Below are 14,515 nucleotides of genomic sequence, written 5' to 3'. Positions count from 1 at the left end.
GCACGGCAGGGGCCGGGAAACTGGTGTATCGGTGAGCGGGGCGCCGCGGAGGCGCCCCTCGCGACGTGTGGAGGAGGTCCGGTGGCGGGCGAGTCCCCCGGCAGGGCGGAGCAGCAGGAGTCGTCGGGGGAGGCGACCGGAGGCGGGGCGGTGGATCCGCGGCTGACGGTCTTCCACGGGGTCGTGGGAGCGCCGCGCGGCGCGGCCGAACCGGTCTCCGGCGAGCCGGAGTCCGTGCCGGAGCCGCCGGAAGGAACGGACGCACCGACGCCGGAGCCGAGTGCTTCGGATACGCCGGACGAGGGTGCGGACGCGGACGGCGGGGCGCGGGACGCTACGCCGGACGCGGGAGACGCCACGGGTGCCGGCGGCGCACGCGGTGGCGCGGAATCCCGCACGGACGACGTGGTCGCGGAGGAGGCCGGCGCGCCCCTGGAGGGACGCGAGGCCGCTGCCGGTACCGCGGAAGGCGCGGAACCGAAGGCGGAGCCGGAGCCGGAGCAGAAGCCCGAGGGCGGGAGGTCCGCGAAGGAGGCCGGGCCCGGCGACGCGGACGAGCAGACCCCCGCGGACGGTCCGGAGGCGCCCCAGGAGGACGCCCCCGCCGCCGACGACGCGCGGCCGCAAGCAGAGCAGGACGCCCCCGCGGACACCGCCGGGCAGTCAAGGGACGAGACCCCGCGGGAGGGTTCCGGGCCCGACGGCGCCGAAGGCCCCTCGCAGGGCCCGGGAGGCGTCAAGGGCGGATCCGGGGCGCGCGAGGCGTCCGGGGGCGGCCACGACGCCCCCAGGGCCGGGGAGGGCACGCTCACGCTGCGCGCGCCCGGCGCGGAGGGCGCCGGCACGCCGGTCCGCGACAGCGGCACCCTGACCTTGCGCGCGCCCGTTGCCGCGGCACCCGCGCCCTCCGCGTCCGCGCCCTCCGCGTCCGTGCCCGCTGCCTCCGTGCCCGCTGCCTCCGTGCCGCCCGCCTCGGCGCCCTCCGCCCCCGCGCCCGCCGCGTCGCCTCCCCGGCCCAGCGGAACGTTCGTCCCGCTGCGCACGGACGACCGGCCGCCCGCGATCCCGCAGCCCCAGCAGCCCCCGCAACCGGCGGGGACCGCGCCCCCGCAGGCCACGGAGCCGGGCGGCGGCTCGCGGACGAAGCAGATGCCGCTGCCGCCCGACCCCGACGAGCCGCTGCGGCTGCTGGCGGAGCTGACCAACACCCCGCCGCCGCCCCAGACGCCGCTGCGCACGACCGTGCGCCGGATCAAGATCTGGACCCCGCTGGTCCTGCTGCTGGTCGCGGTGTTCTGCGTGGCGCAGGCGCTGCGCCCGCTGCCCGAGCCGGAGCTGAGGGCGACCGCCGCGAGCTCGTACACCTTCGAGGGCGGCAAGCTCTCGCTGCCCTGGCCCAGCGAGGGCCAGGCCGTCGTCGAGGCCGAGGGCCTGGGCCGCGTCGGCGCGTTCGGCGAGCAGAAGCCGACCCCGATCGCGAGCGTCGCCAAGGTGATGACGACCTACGTCATCCTGCGCGACCACCCGATCAAGAAGGGCGGCAAGGGCGAGACGGTCGAGGTCGACCAGAAGGCCGAGGACCAGTACCACAGCGGGCTCGCGGCCTCGGAGTCCGTCGTCCCCGTCACCGAGGGGCAGGAACTCACCGAGTACGAGGCCCTGGAAGCCGTCATGCTGCCCTCGGCCAACAACATCGCCCGCCTGCTGGCGCGCTGGGACGCGGGTTCCGAGGCCGCGTTCGTGGAGAAGATGAACGCCGCCGCCCGGGAACTCGGGATGGACGACACGACGTACACCGACCCGAGCGGTCTGGAGGCGACCACCGTCAGCACCGCGAGCGACCAGGTCAAGCTGGGGCACGCGGCGATGCAGGACCCGGTCTTCGCGGAGATCGCCGGCAAGATCCAGTACACGGACATCAACGGCGGGGTCCAGAAGAACTACAACCAGCTGGCCGGCTACAACGGCATCGTCGGCATCAAGACGGGCACCAGCACGAAGGCCGGCGGCAACCTGCTCTTCGCCGCCTACCGCACGATCGGCGGCACCCGGCAGCTGATCGTCGGCGCGATGCTCGACCAGCAGAAGGCGCCGATCATCGACACCGTCCTCAGCCGCAGCCGCACCCTGATCGACGGCACAAGGGACGCGCTCGCCTCCGCCACGATCATCAAGAAGGGCGATGTCGTCGGCTACGTCGACGACGGTCTCGGCGGCCGGACCCCGGTGGTGGCCGGGAAGGACGTCACCGCGATCGGCTGGGCCGGTCTGAAGGTCGCCATCTCGGTGGAGGCCCTCAAGGGCGGCGTCCCGCACACGGCGCAGGCCGGCGCCCGGGTCGGCACGCTGGTCGTCGGGAGCGGCGACGGCGCGACCACCGTGCCGGTGCTGCTGGAGACGGCCCTCGTCGAACCCTCCCTCGGCTCGAAGCTGACCCGGGTCTCCTGACCCGGTCGGCCCCGCCCGCGGTTGCGGGTCCATCGGCGGGGCGGGCCGGCCGGACCACGTGCGATGGTCCAGCCGGCCGGCCCGCCTTCGCCTACTCGGCGGGCGGACGGAACGGCCCGGCGCTCATCCGCACCCGCTGCCCGCACCCGCCACCTGCCCTGACGTTCGTTCAGACCGGCGGGGCGCCGGGCCCGAAAACGCGAGCGACCGCCCCCGGCGGTCCGGGGGCGGTCGCGGCGCTCGGCGTGCTCGGCGCCGTCAGCGGGCGAGGGGCCGGAAGCCGCGCAGCCGCAGGGAGTTGCCGACCACGAAGACCGACGAGAAGGCCATGGCGGCGCCCGCGATCATCGGGTTGAGCAGCCCGGCGGCGGCGAGCGGCAGGGCCGCCACGTTGTAGCCGAAGGCCCAGACGAGGTTGCCCTTGATCGTGCCGAGGGTCCGCCGGGACAGCCGGATGGCGTCGGCGGCGACCCGCAGGTCGCCCCGGACCAGCGTCAGGTCGCTCGCCTCGATGGCGGCGTCCGTGCCGGTGCCCAGGGCGAGCCCGAGGTCGGCGCGGGCCAGCGCGGCGGCGTCGTTGACGCCGTCCCCCACCATGGCGACGGACTTCCCCTCCCGTTGGAGCCGGGCCACGACGGCGACCTTGTCCTCCGGCATGACGTCCGCGATCACATCGACGGCGTCGATGCCCACCTCGGCGGCGACGGCCCGGGCCACCGTCTCGTTGTCCCCGGTGAGCAGCACCGGGGTGAGGCCCAGCCCGCGCAGCATGCGCACGGCGTCGGCGCTGGTCGGCTTCACCGCGTCGGCGACGACGAGCACGGCCCGGGCCCGGCCGTCCCAGGCGGCGGTGACGACGGTGCTGCCGCGGGCCTCGGCCTCCGCCTTGGCGCGGGCCAGCCCCGCCGGCAGCGGCTCGGGCAGCTCCTGGCGCCCGACGGTGACCTCGTGGCCGTCCACGGTGCCCTGGACGCCGATGCCGGACAGGGCCCGGAAGCCCGTGACGCCGGGCAGGGCGCCGGTGCGCTCCTCCGCCGCCCGGGCGACGGCGCGGGCGATGGGGTGCTCGGAGGCGTGCTCCAGCGCGCCGGCCAGGCGCAGCACCTCGTCCTCCCGCTCCCCCTCGGCCGGATGGACGGCGGTCAGCGTCATGGCGCCGGTGGTGACCGTGCCGGTCTTGTCCAGCACGATGGTGTCGATGCGCCGGGTGGTCTCGAGGACCTCGGGCCCCTTGATGAGGATGCCCAGCTGTGCGCCCCGTCCGGTGCCGACCAGCAGCGCCGTGGGCGTGGCCAGGCCGAGCGCGCACGGGCAGGCGATGATCAGCACGGCGACGGCCGCGGTGAAGGCGGCGGCCGGGCCCGAGCCGTTGCCGAGCCAGAAGCCGAGGGTCGCCAGGGCGAGCCCGATCACCACGGGGACGAACACCGCGGAGATCCGGTCGGCGAGGCGCTGCGCCGCCGCCTTGCCGTTCTGGGCGTCCTCCACCAGGCGTGCCATCCGTGCCAGTTGCGTGTCGGCGCCGACCCGGGCGGCCTCCACGACCAGTCGGCCGCCGGCGTTCACCGTGGCGCCGGTGACGGCCTCGCCCGGCCCCACCTCGACCGGTACGGACTCGCCGGTGAGCATCGAGGCGTCGACCGCCGAGGTGCCCTCCCGTACGACGCCGTCGGTGGCGATCTTCTCGCCCGGGCGCACCACGAAGAGGTCGCCGACGGCGAGTTCGGCCGTCGGGACGCGTACCTCGCGCCCGTCGCGCAGGACGCCGACGTCCCTGGCGCCCAGCTCCATCAGGGCGCGCAGCGCGGCGCCCGCCCGGCGCTTGGCACGGGCCTCGAAGTAGCGCCCGGCCAGGATGAAGGCGGTGACGCCGGAGGCGACCTCCAGGTACAGGTCGGCGGAGCCGTGGCCGGGGGCGACGGTCAGCTCGAAGGGGTGCGTGAGGCCGGGTGCGCCCGCGTCGCCGAGGAACAGCGCCCACACCGACCAGCCGAAGGCGGCCAGCGTGCCCATGGAGATCAGCGTGTCCATGGTGGTGGCGCCGTGCCGCAGGTTCGTCCACGCCGCCCGGTGGAAGGGCCACGCGGCGTACGCCACGACCGGCGCGGCCAGGGCCAGCGACAGCCACTGCCAGTTGCGGAACTGCAGGGCCGGCACCATGGCCGTCGCGATGACGGGCACGGCGAGCACGACGGCGGTCAGCAGCCGCTGCCGCAGCACGGTGAGCTCGTGCGGTTCGGGCTCCTGCTGGGGCGCGGCGTCGAGCGGCGGGGCGGCGACCGGCGGGGCGGGGAGCGCGGCGGTGTAGCCGGTGGCCTCGACGGTGGCGATCAGGTCGCCGACGCCGATCCCGTCGCCGAACGCCACCTTGGCCTTCTCGGTGGCGTAGTTGACGGTGGCCGTGACGCCGTCCATCCGGTTGAGCTTCTTCTCGATCCGCGCCGCACACGAGGCGCAGGTCATCCCGCCGATCGCGAGTTCGAGCTCGGTGACGGCCGCGGGGGCGGCCTGCTCGGCGATCCGCGGGGTGACCTGCCGCTGATCCGGGAGGGTCATGCCCGGCCGACCAGCTCGTATCCGGCCTCGTCGACGGCCGCGCGGACGGCCGCCTCCTCCAGGGGCGCGTCGGAGTCGATGGTGAGCAGGCCGGTCTTGGCGTCCACGGTGATGCCGGTCACGCCGGGGAGGGCCGAGACCTCCTTGCTGACCGCGGACTCGCAGTGACCGCAGCTCATCCCGGAGACGCTGTAGCTGACAGACATGGGTTCTCCTCCTGCGTTCTGTGTGGTCCGGTGGGCGGCGCGGGCACCGTGTCGTCCACCTCCGCCAAACTATACCCCCTGGGGGTATCAGGGAAGGGGAGGGCGGGAGAACCGGGGGAGGTGTGGCGCGGGGTCCGCGCGCCCCGCGGGCCCAGGCCGCGCGGCAGGCCGCGGCAACTCGGCCCGACCTGCCGGGGCTTCGCCGGCCCCTCCGCGGCGGGCGCGTCGTGCCCGTCGCCGCCGGTTCGGGCGCCGCGCCTCGCGGCACCGCGCTGCCCGAGCCGGACGGCATGCCCGGGTGCGCGTCGCAAGGAGACGTCCAGCGATAGAACGCCTCCGGTCGGTCCGTCCTTCCCGGGGGGTACGGGTGGACGCCCGCACCCGACGCGGATGCGCTCGCCGCCCGCGGCGAGGCCGTCCACACGGAGGTCCGCCGCCGGGCCCTGCCCTGCCCTGCGCCCTGGTCGTCCATGACGTCCCCCGAGGTGCGCGGCGCCGCACACCGGCGACCGCACCGCCGTCTCCCGGGGGACGCGGGCCGAGCCGCGGACCCGGTCAGCCCTTCGGGACGATCCGCAGGGCCCGGTACGCGTACCCGTCCTGGGCGAAGCCCGGCGCCTCCCACTCCAGAGCCACCGACTGGCCGGCGGACAGCGTGCGGAAGCCGTTCATCTCGATGTCGCTGTAGTGGGCGAAGCACCCCCCGGGCGTCTCCGGGCAGTCCAGCACGCCCCAGCCCTCTTCCTCGTACCACTCGCGTACGGTCGCATGAGCCATGCCCGCAGCCTAAGCGCGTCCGCGCCGCCCGGCGCGTCCACGACACCGCAGGGCGTCACGGCCCCGCGCGACGTCCCTGCCGCAGCCCCCGCCGGCCGGCCCGGACCGGGGTGTAACGGTTTCGAGGCCGGTTGCGCCCCCGTGAAGAGCACCGTGCGGCGCCGCACACGGGCCCGAGGAGCGAGGGGCAGATGAAGCAGGACGTGAACGACCCACCGGTGGCCGTGCTCGGGCCCCGCCTCGCCGCGGACGTGGTGGCGACGGCCCGGGAAGGGGCCGGGATCAGGCTCGACTACACCCCGGCGAGCCTCACCCTGGTCGACCGGGTCATCGAGGCCATCCGCCGTGAGGAACCCCCTCTCCAGGCGGTGGCACCCACCCTCCGGGCTTTCGGCGCCTACACGGGCGAGGTGCTGGTCCGGGCCGCGGGGGCCGCCTGGGTGGAATTCGATGAAACGGAGCGCGGTACATTCGGGCAGCCGTTCGGGATCCGCACACCGGACGGGCGGGTCTGGAACCCGCTCGGACGGGTGGTGAAGCGGTACGAGAACGGCGCGGCGGACAGTCTGCGTCTCTTCTGCCTCTCCGTGCTGGGCCGGAGCCAGGGGTGAGTTCCGCCCTGCCGCGGGGCCGGACTCCCGCGGCGCGACACGGCGGCACGCACGGGGCGACGAGCACGAAGAGGACGCAGTGGGCAAGGCGGAGGTCCGTCGGCACGGCCGGGCGGACGAGGGCGAACTGGGGGACGCGGTCCGGCAGGCCCGCGGCGGTGACGAGGCCGCGTTCGCCGTCGTCTACCGCGAGGTCCATCCGATGCTCCTGGGATACCTGCGCGGCCTGGTCGGCGACGACGCCGAGGACGTGGCCTCCGAGACCTGGCACGACATCGTCCGGGGCATTCCGCGCTTCCGCGGCGACGGCCAGGCCTTCCGCGGCTGGGCCGCGGCCATCGCCCGGCACCGGGCCCTGGACCACGTCAGGAGGATCAAGGCGCGGCCGCGCACCACGCCCCTCGAGGACGGCGCCACCGAGCCGATGACCGCCGAGGACGCCGGCGGTTCGGCCCTGGAGAACCTGTCGACGCGCAGGGCGCTCGATCTGATCGCCGGGCTGCCGCAGGACCAGGCCGAGGCGGTCCTGCTGCGGGTGGTCGTCGGACTCACCGCGCCGACCGCGGCCAAGGTCCTGGGCAAGCGGCCGGGCGCGGTGCGCACCGCCGCCCACCGGGGCCTCAAACGGCTGGCGGAGCGCCTTGACGGTGACGGGGGGAGCCGAGGATGAAGGACAGCGGAGCACACCAGGACTGGCTGACCGCGGCCCTCGCGGAGCGGCTGCTCGACGGCGCTGCCGCCGAGGACGCCGACGGCGGGGCGTCCCGTCTGGCCGCTCTCCTGGCGGCCGCATCGGTGCCGTCGCCGGGGGACCCGGAACGGGAGCAGGAGGCGCTGGCCGCCTACCGACAGGCGCGGGACGCCCGTGCCTCGCGGCGGGTCCTCGGCCGACGCGCCCGGGCGGCGGTCGGCGAGCTGGCGGCGGTCTTGGCGCTGGGCGGCGTGGCCGTCGCCGCGCAGTCCGGCACGCTGCGGAACCCCTTCCACTCGGCCACGACCGGACCCCGTCCGGCGACCTCCGGCTCGGCAGGGCCGGCCGCGCCGGTCGCCCCCGCCGGCACCGCCTCCGCCGGCACCGCCTCCGCCGCCGCCACGCCCTCCGCACCGGTGCCTACGCCGCCCAAGAGACCCACGGCGCGAGGGTCCTCCCCGGGCGCGCCGCCGGCCGTGCCGCACACACGCGCCACGCCCCCCGGCCTCGCCGGGGCGGAACCGCAGGGGCTCTGCCGCGCGTACGCCAGGGCCGCCGGGCGCGGCGAGGCCATGGACGCCGCCGGACGGGCCGCGCTGGAGCAGGCGGCGGGCGGGGAAGAGGCCGTGGGCCCCTACTGCGAAGGCGTTCCGGGCGCCGGCGTCGCTGCGCGGCCACCGGCTTCCGGGACGCCTTCGGAGGGACGCCGCAGCCGTTGAGGAGCGGATGCCCGGACGGGACGGAATGCGACCCACCGGGCGCGGGCGTACGCCGTCAGGTCCACACCGTGGGCGTGTGTGATGTGACACCGTGCGAGACGACGAGGGTTCCCGGCACGGCGGGCGTCGCCGCGCCGTCCACCGTCCGCGAGACGGCCTTCAGCCCCAGACCGAACGGAAACCGTTGACCAGGTTGACGACCGTCCCCACCGCCAGGAACCAGCCGAAGCCGAGGTAGACCCGCCCCACCGTCCGGTTGCCCTTCGCCCGTGCCGGCGCCGGAAGGGGCGCCGTCGCGGACTCCACCCGCACCGGCTCGTCGGGGGCGAGCAGGCCCCGGGCCGCGCGGCGCCACACACGGCCCGCCCGTATGAGCACGACCGCCACCAGGCAGCAGAGCGCCGCTGTCTGGAAGTAGGCGGCAGGGGGAGCCAATTGCGTCGAGGCGAAGCTCTGCATGGATGCGTGACCTTCCAGGATTCCGGACGCACCGGAGGGCACACCGGCCTGCCCGTGCCGGAGCGGGCGAGGCGGTCGAGGACGGCCCGGCCGGCGAACGCGGCGCGGTGCCGTACGCGTCATCTTGTGATGATCTGGAACGCAGGTCAACACCCAGAGCCCGCACGGCAACCGGTGGGCCGCGCGCCGAGGCGGTATGTGCGCGATCGCCCCATTCACCGGGCCGGGTCCCACGATCCGAAGGCCGGCGCACCCACGACGGGGGGCCGCTCCGATCGCCGCCTTCGCGTCAACCCGCCCCTCTCAACCCGCCCCTCGGTCAGAGGCCTTGGCGATGACGCCCTCGACCTCGTTCCGCCCGAACGCCCGCATGGTGGTGCTGCGGACGTTGCCGACCGCGCCGAGCCGCAGCAGCGCCGCGGCGGCGGTCTCGTCGTCGGGCGCCTCGACGACCGCGACGAGGTCGTAGGGCCCTACCGTCCAGTAGATCTCGGCCAGTCTCCCCCCTGCGTCCCGCAGCGCGGCGCCGAACGCGTCGGCCCGCTCGGCCGTGTCGGCGTACGCGCGGATCCCCTGGTCGGTCCAGTTCAGCAGCGTGATGTAGCGCGGCACGGTCTCTCACCTCGACACGGAGAACGGAGAACAGCGCTCCCTCTCAGCGTATGTGCGCCCCAGGCGGGCCGCATCCGGCGCGTGGCCGGCCGTCGGTCCCGGAGCCTCATGCCCCAACGCCCTTGCGAAGCCATCGCCTTGGCGCCCGGCACCGTGGCCGCCGGGCGCCCGGCCGCCTGCCCCTCGCGCCTCTTTCGCGCCGACGACGGCCTCGTCGGTCCGCGAGCGCCGCCCGCCTACGGCCGCACTCGCCGGACCGGGCGGAGGACAGCGATGTGGTGCCGCCTTCACTCGACGTCCTTGAGGACGTGCTCGATCTTCGCGACCCGCGCCTCTATCCCGGACAGACTGCTCTGCAGGGCCTCCTGGTTCGCGACGGCCCGCTCGGCGATCGCCCGGTACTCGACGTCCCGGGCCAGTTCGGCCTTCGACCGCAGGTGCGTGCCGATCAGCCGGATCACCGCCACCAGCACGAAACCGATGACGGGGATGGCGACGATCTCCTCGATGATCCAGCTGGGCATGTCCTCAGGGCTCCTTCTCGGTGGCCTCGCCGCGTTCCGAACCCTCCGGAAGCGACTCGGCCGCAGTCGTCAGCGTTTGCGGTGTCAGATGCAACTCGAACGGCGTCACTGCGTAGAACTTCATCGCCTTGCCGTCGTCGGACACCTCGATCCAGGACGCGACCAAGCCCACCGCCTCCAGCCGCTTGAGGTGCACTTGCAGCAGAGCCCTGCTGATCCCCAGGTCGCGGGCCAGCTGGCTCACATAGGTGGGACCGGCCGACAGGGCAGCGAGAACGCGCATCCGGTGGGGACTCGCGAGCGTCGCCAGCACTCTGACCAGACCCTCGCCCGTCAGATCCTTAGTCTGCATAAGACCTCCTGCACCTGCAAAGAATTATTGGCATGTGCAGAAGGCGTGTCAACCATCACGGCGGCGCCGCCCGGGGGAGCGCGCGGCTGCCCGCGGACCCCCTCAGTCCCGGGCCGGACGGCCATACGCACCCAATGGCGCACATCTAGGATTGCGAGCGTGACGGAACGAATCGATGACATCGAGAAGGCGGCCGGGACGCTGCGCGCCGGAGGGCTGGTGGCCTTTCCGACCGAGACCGTCTACGGCCTGGGAGCCAATGCCGAGGACGCCGCCGCCGTCTCGCGCATCTTCCAGGTCAAGGGGCGCCCGCCCTCCCACCCGCTGATCGTCCACATCGGTGGCGCGGCCCAGCTGGACGACTGGGTCGAGGACGTGCCGGAGACCGCGCGCCTGCTGGCCGAACGCTTCTGGCCGGGGCCTCTCACCCTGGTGCTGCGCCGCAGCCGCCGGGTGCCCTACGAGGCCACCGGCGGCCTGGAGACGGTGGCCGTCCGCGTGCCCGACCACCCGGTCGCCCTCGCGCTGCTGGCGGCCTTCGGCGGCGGTGTCACGGCTCCGTCCGCCAACCGCTTCGGCAACGTCAGCCCCACCGCGGCGGACCACGTCCGCGCGGAGCTCGGCGACGCCGTCGACTTCGTGCTGGACGGCGGCCTCTGCGCGGTCGGCGTCGAGTCGACCATCGTCGACGTCACGGGCGAGGCCCCGAGCATCCTGCGGCCCGGCGGGGTGACGCGTGAGGACCTCGAAGCCGCGCTGGGGCGTCCACTCGCCGTCCCCTCGACGAGCGGCGTTCGCGTGCCGGGGCAGCATCCCTCGCACTACGCGCCGCGTGCCCGGGTCGTCCTCGTGGAGCCCGAGAGGGTGGTCGCCGAAGCGGAGGTCGCACAGCGGCAGGGCCGCCGGGTGGGAGTCTTCCTCCCGCCCTCACTCGCCGGCGCGCCGGTCGAGGCGCACGCCGCGGTGGCGGTCCCCGGTTCGATGGACGCCTACGCGCGCGGGCTGTACGGCTTCCTCCGCGAGCTCGACCAGCGCGGGTGCGAGCTCATCATCGCGTCCCTGCCGAGGGAGGAGGGGCTCGGCCTGGCGATCGCCAACCGGCTCCGCCGCGCCGCGGGTCCCCGGCCCGAGCGTCTGTGAGGGCCGCCGCATGCGGGGCCGGGGCGAGACGACCGCTCCTGCCCCGCCGGGGCGGTCAGGACGCAGCGGGAACGAGCACGTCGAGGCCGCGGGCCGCCACGAGCCGCGCATTTCCGTCGGCCAGCCCGTAGCAGAGGCCGACGACGGCGGCCTGACCGGCGGCGACCTTCTCAGCGAGCGTTCGGGAACGGTCGAGCAGCAGGTCGACGGTGTGCCGGACGTGCTCGGCGAGGATCTCCTCCGGCTCGACCCGTCCGGCGGCCCGCGCCGCCAGGACGCTGGAGGTCACCCGCTCGACGACGTCCCGGACATATCCGGCCGGCGCCATGCCGGCCTCCAGCGCGGCGCACGCCGCGCCGACCGCGCCGCAGGAGTCGTGACCGAGAACGACGACCAGGGGGCAGCCCAGGACGTCCACGCCGTACTCGACGCTGCCCAGCACCTCCGCGCCCACGACGTGGCCCGCGGTGCGCACCACGAACAGGTCGCCCAGGCCGCGGTCGAAGATGATCTCGGCGGCCAGCCGGGAGTCCGAGCAGCCGAACAGCACGGCGAAGGGCTGCTGGCCCGGGGCGATCTCGGCGCGGCGAGCGGCGTCCTGGTTCGGGTGTTCGGGGGTGCCCTTGACGAAGCGCTGGTTGCCGGCCACGAGCAGATCGAAGGCGTCGCGCGGCGTCGTGATCTGGATGTCGGTCATTTCGGCAGCCTACAGCCCCTTCCAGCGGCAGTCCCCTCCTGCCCACCGGAGTCCTCCGAGTGGGTCACACCGACCGTTCCGCCTGGTCACACGACCGTGCCGTCCCATTCCGGGCCGACGCGCGGGCGAAGCGCGGGCCGAGAAGCGAAGCCCCGGATCACGGCAGCGGTCCGGGGCGGTCCGTCATCCCCGCGACCGGCCCATGACCCGGGCGCTGCACGCACGGGCATTCCGAAGGCCGTGGACTCTCACGTCGCGCGGGTGCGCCCCGCAGCGGCCGGCCGCGGGGCGCATAGTAGGGGCTGGTCGTGGCTAGTCGACCATCTGTCCGTCGTACTGTCCGCCCTTGCAGATGTTGTGTCCCCAATCGACCGTTCCGCCGCCCTGCTCGCACTCACCTGGGGTGCGGCTTTCGGCGTTGGCGGTGGCAGCGCCCGTGAGGCCGAGTCCGGCGAGGGCTGCCGTGGCGATGATGGCGGTGAGGATTCGTCGAATGCGCATGTGGTCCGCCTTTCACGCATTGCCTCGGTTGGGTCACTACTCAGCTTGATGTTCATCCGTGTGGGCGACATGTCATGGTGGGCCGTTCGGGTGATATTGCTGTCGGTGCGTGGTCGGTGACGCGACCCGTCCGGCAGGCCCCCGGTGGGCGGTGCTGCGTGCGGCCGCCTCGGCGTCCCGTTCTCGGGAGATCGCCGGTCCGCGGCCCGTGTCGACCTGCCTGCGGGCGATCGCCCGCACCTGCCGTTCCTGCTCGGCTGCCGCCGGCTCGGCCTGCCTCTTCCCGATGCCCGTCTCGCAACGGTGAGCGACCGGCTCGCGCTGTAGCGGCGGTCCCGCAAGCGACGGCATCGCCGCCTCACCCGGGCTGCGGTCATCCCCGAGCCACGGGCCGGGCCACTACCTTCCCCGGCTGCGAGGACACCGACGGCCCCTTCGGTGAGGAGGAGGAATCGGCGAGACGGCCGTTCGGGTCGGTGGGCGAGCATCACGGGCAGTCGCTAACGTGACGGGAGACCGAGAAGGGGCTGTGCCCACGGTGGCTTGTCCCCGCCGTTCTGAACCGGAGCAGCGGCGCCGCGCCCTCTCACGCGGTGCCTCCCTGTGGGCGAGGTGGCGCCCCGGACCGGGATCTCATGGCGAAAGGCCCAGTCCGAGGGCATCAAACCCCTGAACCGGCCCTTTCGCTGTATGCCCTAGGCGGATTCGAACCTGCCCGCTTCAATTTTTGTTCGTGGCTGTGCGCGCTGCCGCGCTGCCGTGGCAGGGCCTCGAGTCAGGCCCCCCGGCACCACCGAGGTCCGAGTACGTACAGCTCCGTTGCCGTCATCTTCGGCCGCCAGGAGCCGCCGAACAGGCTCTTGGGCCTGGCCGGTCGGCCGCAGTGACCGTGGTCGACCCCCATGGGGTCCGTCGGGGCACCGTCGGTGTGCACTTGCTCTTGACGGCCATGTACTTTGCGTTCCAAAGTTGATCGGTAGCGGATGGCAGCTGACAATCCGATGTCCAGCGCTGCCGAAACGCGACCACCGGGGGACATCATGGGAACGCCACCCGCACCGAGCAGCGCGGATTCCGAGACGAGGGCGCGCGCGGCCGGCCTGTTGGCCGCGACGGAAGGCCTGCGGGCCAGGGCCCGCACACAGCTGAACGGCTCGTGGGTCCCGCTCCTCGGCTTCGTCTCCTGTCGCTGGCGGTCGCTCCGGTCGCCCGGTACGCCTTCAACTTCGGGGCCCATGGGCGCTACATCGGGTCTTATCCGGCCTTCGCCTACGCCGAGGTGACCGGCCTGTGCGTCGTGCATGAGCCGGGAACTCCCTGCTTGAAAGGCGAGTTCGACGGCGCTGTCCTGCGCTTCGCGGCCTGGGGCGTCTGGTTCGCGCTCCTCCCCCTGGCATGGCTGGTCTTCGCCCGCTGGTATCGCCTGCGTGGCGAGACCCGCGGCATCGTCCCGCGCCGCGCTGTGTGGACTCGCGCAACCGTCACAGCCACCGCGGCGATCACGACGGCCCTGGTCATGCTGCTGTTCGGCAGGAACCAACCGTGGGAGGCTGCACTGCTGGAGAACAGCTACGCCTCCCCGTGGTACCTGGTCGGCATCGGACTCCTCACCCTCGGCATGGCCGAACGCAGCTGGATCGCCGCAGCGGCCGGCACTGCTCACGCCGTGGTCCTCACGGGGTACTTGGGAGCCTCTTGGGGCAGCGGGTGGCTCCCCTGGGAGCACCCCACCCACCCCGGCTGGACCGACGGCCCGCAGGCCAAGGCTCTCCTGCTTGCGGCCGTCCTGCTCCTCGCTGGTCTGGCGGAGCGGGTGGCGGTCCGCCGCCGGGCCTCCCCGGGTGCTGCCGGTACCGTCGCCTCATGAGCGTCGAGGACTCGTCTGTCGCGCGTGACAACCACGAAGGACTGCATCCGACCCACGCGCTGGACGACACCGTCCACCAGCGCGTGCGGCTCGGCATCCTCACCGTCGCTCGCGAAGCCGACCGGGTTGAGTTCGTCTTCCTGAAGAAGCACCTGGCCGTTACCGATGGAAACCTCTCCCGGCATCTGAAGGTGCTGGAGGACTCAGGCCTGATCACCTTGGAGAAGGGCTACGCAGGCAAGCGCCCCCGTACGTGGATCGCCCTCACCCGCGAAGGCGCGCAGGCACTGGACGCCGAACTCCGGGCTCTGCGTGCACTCGTCCACCGCCTGGAGGCCTCCGGCCCCGTGATCGG

At 74.1% G+C, this 14,515-nt stretch carries 16 protein-coding genes; 7 read left to right on the top strand and 9 right to left on the bottom strand.

The genetic code is table 11. The annotated features are described in order from the left end of the window. The first annotated feature begins 81 nt into the window (after positions 1–81). On the top strand, positions 82–2,448 hold the full coding sequence (locus AC3ET4_RS08485) for a D-alanyl-D-alanine carboxypeptidase (protein WP_431947615.1): 2,367 nt from the start codon (positions 82–84) through the stop codon (positions 2,446–2,448). Positions 2,449–2,706: 258 nt separating this feature from the next. Here the strand turns inward: AC3ET4_RS08485 and AC3ET4_RS08480 are convergent, their stop codons facing one another. The 3 genes from AC3ET4_RS08480 to AC3ET4_RS08470 form a co-directional block, all read right to left on the bottom strand. Further along, entirely contained in the window at positions 2,707–5,004 is a 2,298-nt protein-coding gene (locus AC3ET4_RS08480) for a heavy metal translocating P-type ATPase (RefSeq protein ID WP_431947613.1), read from the bottom strand. Then, a complete protein-coding gene (locus tag AC3ET4_RS08475) occupies positions 5,001–5,210 on the bottom strand; it encodes a heavy-metal-associated domain-containing protein (protein ID WP_431947611.1) in 210 nt (69 codons plus the stop codon). Before AC3ET4_RS08475 ends, AC3ET4_RS08480 begins: the two co-directional genes overlap by 4 nt. Positions 5,211–5,765: 555 nt before the next feature. Further along, entirely contained in the window at positions 5,766–5,987 is a 222-nt protein-coding gene (locus tag AC3ET4_RS08470; protein ID WP_431947609.1) for a cold shock domain-containing protein, read from the bottom strand. 191 nt (positions 5,988–6,178) lie between these two features. Here AC3ET4_RS08470 and AC3ET4_RS08465 point away from each other — a divergent pair, with 191 nt between their 5' ends. The 3 genes from AC3ET4_RS08465 to AC3ET4_RS08455 all read left to right on the top strand — a co-directional run bounded on the left by AC3ET4_RS08465 (position 6,179) and on the right by AC3ET4_RS08455 (position 8,008). Continuing rightward, complete coding sequence (locus AC3ET4_RS08465; protein WP_431947607.1) at positions 6,179–6,598, top strand: hypothetical protein; 420 nt, start codon at positions 6,179–6,181, stop codon at positions 6,596–6,598. 79 nt (positions 6,599–6,677) lie between these two features. Then, positions 6,678–7,268, top strand: a complete 591-nt coding sequence (locus AC3ET4_RS08460; protein WP_431947605.1) for an RNA polymerase sigma factor — start codon at positions 6,678–6,680, stop codon at positions 7,266–7,268. Next, positions 7,265–8,008, top strand: coding sequence for a hypothetical protein (locus tag AC3ET4_RS08455; RefSeq protein WP_431947603.1), 744 nt, complete (start codon positions 7,265–7,267; stop codon positions 8,006–8,008). Before AC3ET4_RS08460 ends, AC3ET4_RS08455 begins: the two co-directional genes overlap by 4 nt. Positions 8,009–8,167: 159 nt before the next feature. On the opposite strand, the gene AC3ET4_RS08450 is transcribed toward AC3ET4_RS08455, so the two are convergent. The 4 genes from AC3ET4_RS08450 to AC3ET4_RS08435 form a co-directional block, all read right to left on the bottom strand. Next, entirely contained in the window at positions 8,168–8,467 is a 300-nt protein-coding gene (locus AC3ET4_RS08450; protein ID WP_431947601.1) for a hypothetical protein, read from the bottom strand. 303 nt (positions 8,468–8,770) lie between these two features. Next, complete coding sequence (locus tag AC3ET4_RS08445) at positions 8,771–9,079, bottom strand: GYD domain-containing protein (protein ID WP_431947599.1); 309 nt, start codon at positions 9,077–9,079, stop codon at positions 8,771–8,773. A 287-nt stretch (positions 9,080–9,366) separates the two neighbouring features. Then, entirely contained in the window at positions 9,367–9,603 is a 237-nt protein-coding gene (locus tag AC3ET4_RS08440; RefSeq protein WP_431947597.1) for a hypothetical protein, read from the bottom strand. A 4-nt stretch (positions 9,604–9,607) separates the two neighbouring features. Further along, positions 9,608–9,955 (bottom strand): ArsR/SmtB family transcription factor, encoded by a 348-nt coding sequence (locus AC3ET4_RS08435; RefSeq protein ID WP_431947595.1) that lies wholly within the window; start codon positions 9,953–9,955, stop codon positions 9,608–9,610. 159 nt (positions 9,956–10,114) lie between these two features. Between AC3ET4_RS08435 and AC3ET4_RS08430 the strand changes: the two genes are divergently transcribed. After that, complete coding sequence (locus tag AC3ET4_RS08430; protein WP_431947593.1) at positions 10,115–11,095, top strand: L-threonylcarbamoyladenylate synthase; 981 nt, start codon at positions 10,115–10,117, stop codon at positions 11,093–11,095. Positions 11,096–11,150: 55 nt separating this feature from the next. On the opposite strand, the gene AC3ET4_RS08425 is transcribed toward AC3ET4_RS08430, so the two are convergent. After that, positions 11,151–11,792 (bottom strand): carbonic anhydrase, encoded by a 642-nt coding sequence (locus tag AC3ET4_RS08425; RefSeq protein WP_431947591.1) that lies wholly within the window; start codon positions 11,790–11,792, stop codon positions 11,151–11,153. A gap of 312 nt (positions 11,793–12,104) precedes the next feature. Next, positions 12,105–12,293: a hypothetical protein gene (locus AC3ET4_RS08420; protein ID WP_431947589.1), complete on the bottom strand. Its 189-nt coding sequence runs from the start codon at positions 12,291–12,293 to the stop codon at positions 12,105–12,107. A gap of 1,156 nt (positions 12,294–13,449) precedes the next feature. Between AC3ET4_RS08420 and AC3ET4_RS08415 the strand changes: the two genes are divergently transcribed. Both AC3ET4_RS08415 and AC3ET4_RS08410 read left to right on the top strand, forming a co-directional pair. Continuing rightward, positions 13,450–14,160: a hypothetical protein gene (locus AC3ET4_RS08415; RefSeq protein ID WP_431947588.1), complete on the top strand. Its 711-nt coding sequence runs from the start codon at positions 13,450–13,452 to the stop codon at positions 14,158–14,160. Beyond that, positions 14,157–14,515, top strand: a 359-nt coding sequence (locus tag AC3ET4_RS08410) for a transcriptional regulator (protein WP_431947586.1), incomplete at its 3' end; no start/stop codon positions are given. The genes AC3ET4_RS08415 and AC3ET4_RS08410, both read left to right, overlap by 4 nt.

Source organism: Actinacidiphila sp. bgisy167 (assembly GCF_057707665.1).
Note: the sequence above shows the minus strand (reverse complement) of the source record. Positions and strands in the feature narration are given on the sequence as shown.

What these genes read in the sequence shown, in the direction of transcription:
- AC3ET4_RS08480 (WP_431947613.1), bottom strand. Translation starts at nt 5,004, where the DNA reads ATGACCCTCCCGGATCAGCGGCAGGTCACCCCGCGGATCGCCGAGCAG.
- AC3ET4_RS08475 (WP_431947611.1), bottom strand. Translation starts at nt 5,210, where the DNA reads ATGTCTGTCAGCTACAGCGTCTCCGGGATGAGCTGCGGTCACTGCGAG.
- AC3ET4_RS08470 (WP_431947609.1), bottom strand. Translation starts at nt 5,987, where the DNA reads ATGGCTCATGCGACCGTACGCGAGTGGTACGAGGAAGAGGGCTGGGGC.
- AC3ET4_RS08465 (WP_431947607.1), top strand. Translation starts at nt 6,179, where the DNA reads ATGAAGCAGGACGTGAACGACCCACCGGTGGCCGTGCTCGGGCCCCGC.
- AC3ET4_RS08455 (WP_431947603.1), top strand. Translation starts at nt 7,265, where the DNA reads ATGAAGGACAGCGGAGCACACCAGGACTGGCTGACCGCGGCCCTCGCG.
- AC3ET4_RS08450 (WP_431947601.1), bottom strand. Translation starts at nt 8,467, where the DNA reads ATGCAGAGCTTCGCCTCGACGCAATTGGCTCCCCCTGCCGCCTACTTC.
- AC3ET4_RS08440 (WP_431947597.1), bottom strand. Translation starts at nt 9,603, where the DNA reads ATGCCCAGCTGGATCATCGAGGAGATCGTCGCCATCCCCGTCATCGGT.
- AC3ET4_RS08435 (WP_431947595.1), bottom strand. Translation starts at nt 9,955, where the DNA reads ATGCAGACTAAGGATCTGACGGGCGAGGGTCTGGTCAGAGTGCTGGCG.
- AC3ET4_RS08425 (WP_431947591.1), bottom strand. Translation starts at nt 11,792, where the DNA reads ATGACCGACATCCAGATCACGACGCCGCGCGACGCCTTCGATCTGCTC.
- AC3ET4_RS08420 (WP_431947589.1), bottom strand. Translation starts at nt 12,293, where the DNA reads ATGCGCATTCGACGAATCCTCACCGCCATCATCGCCACGGCAGCCCTC.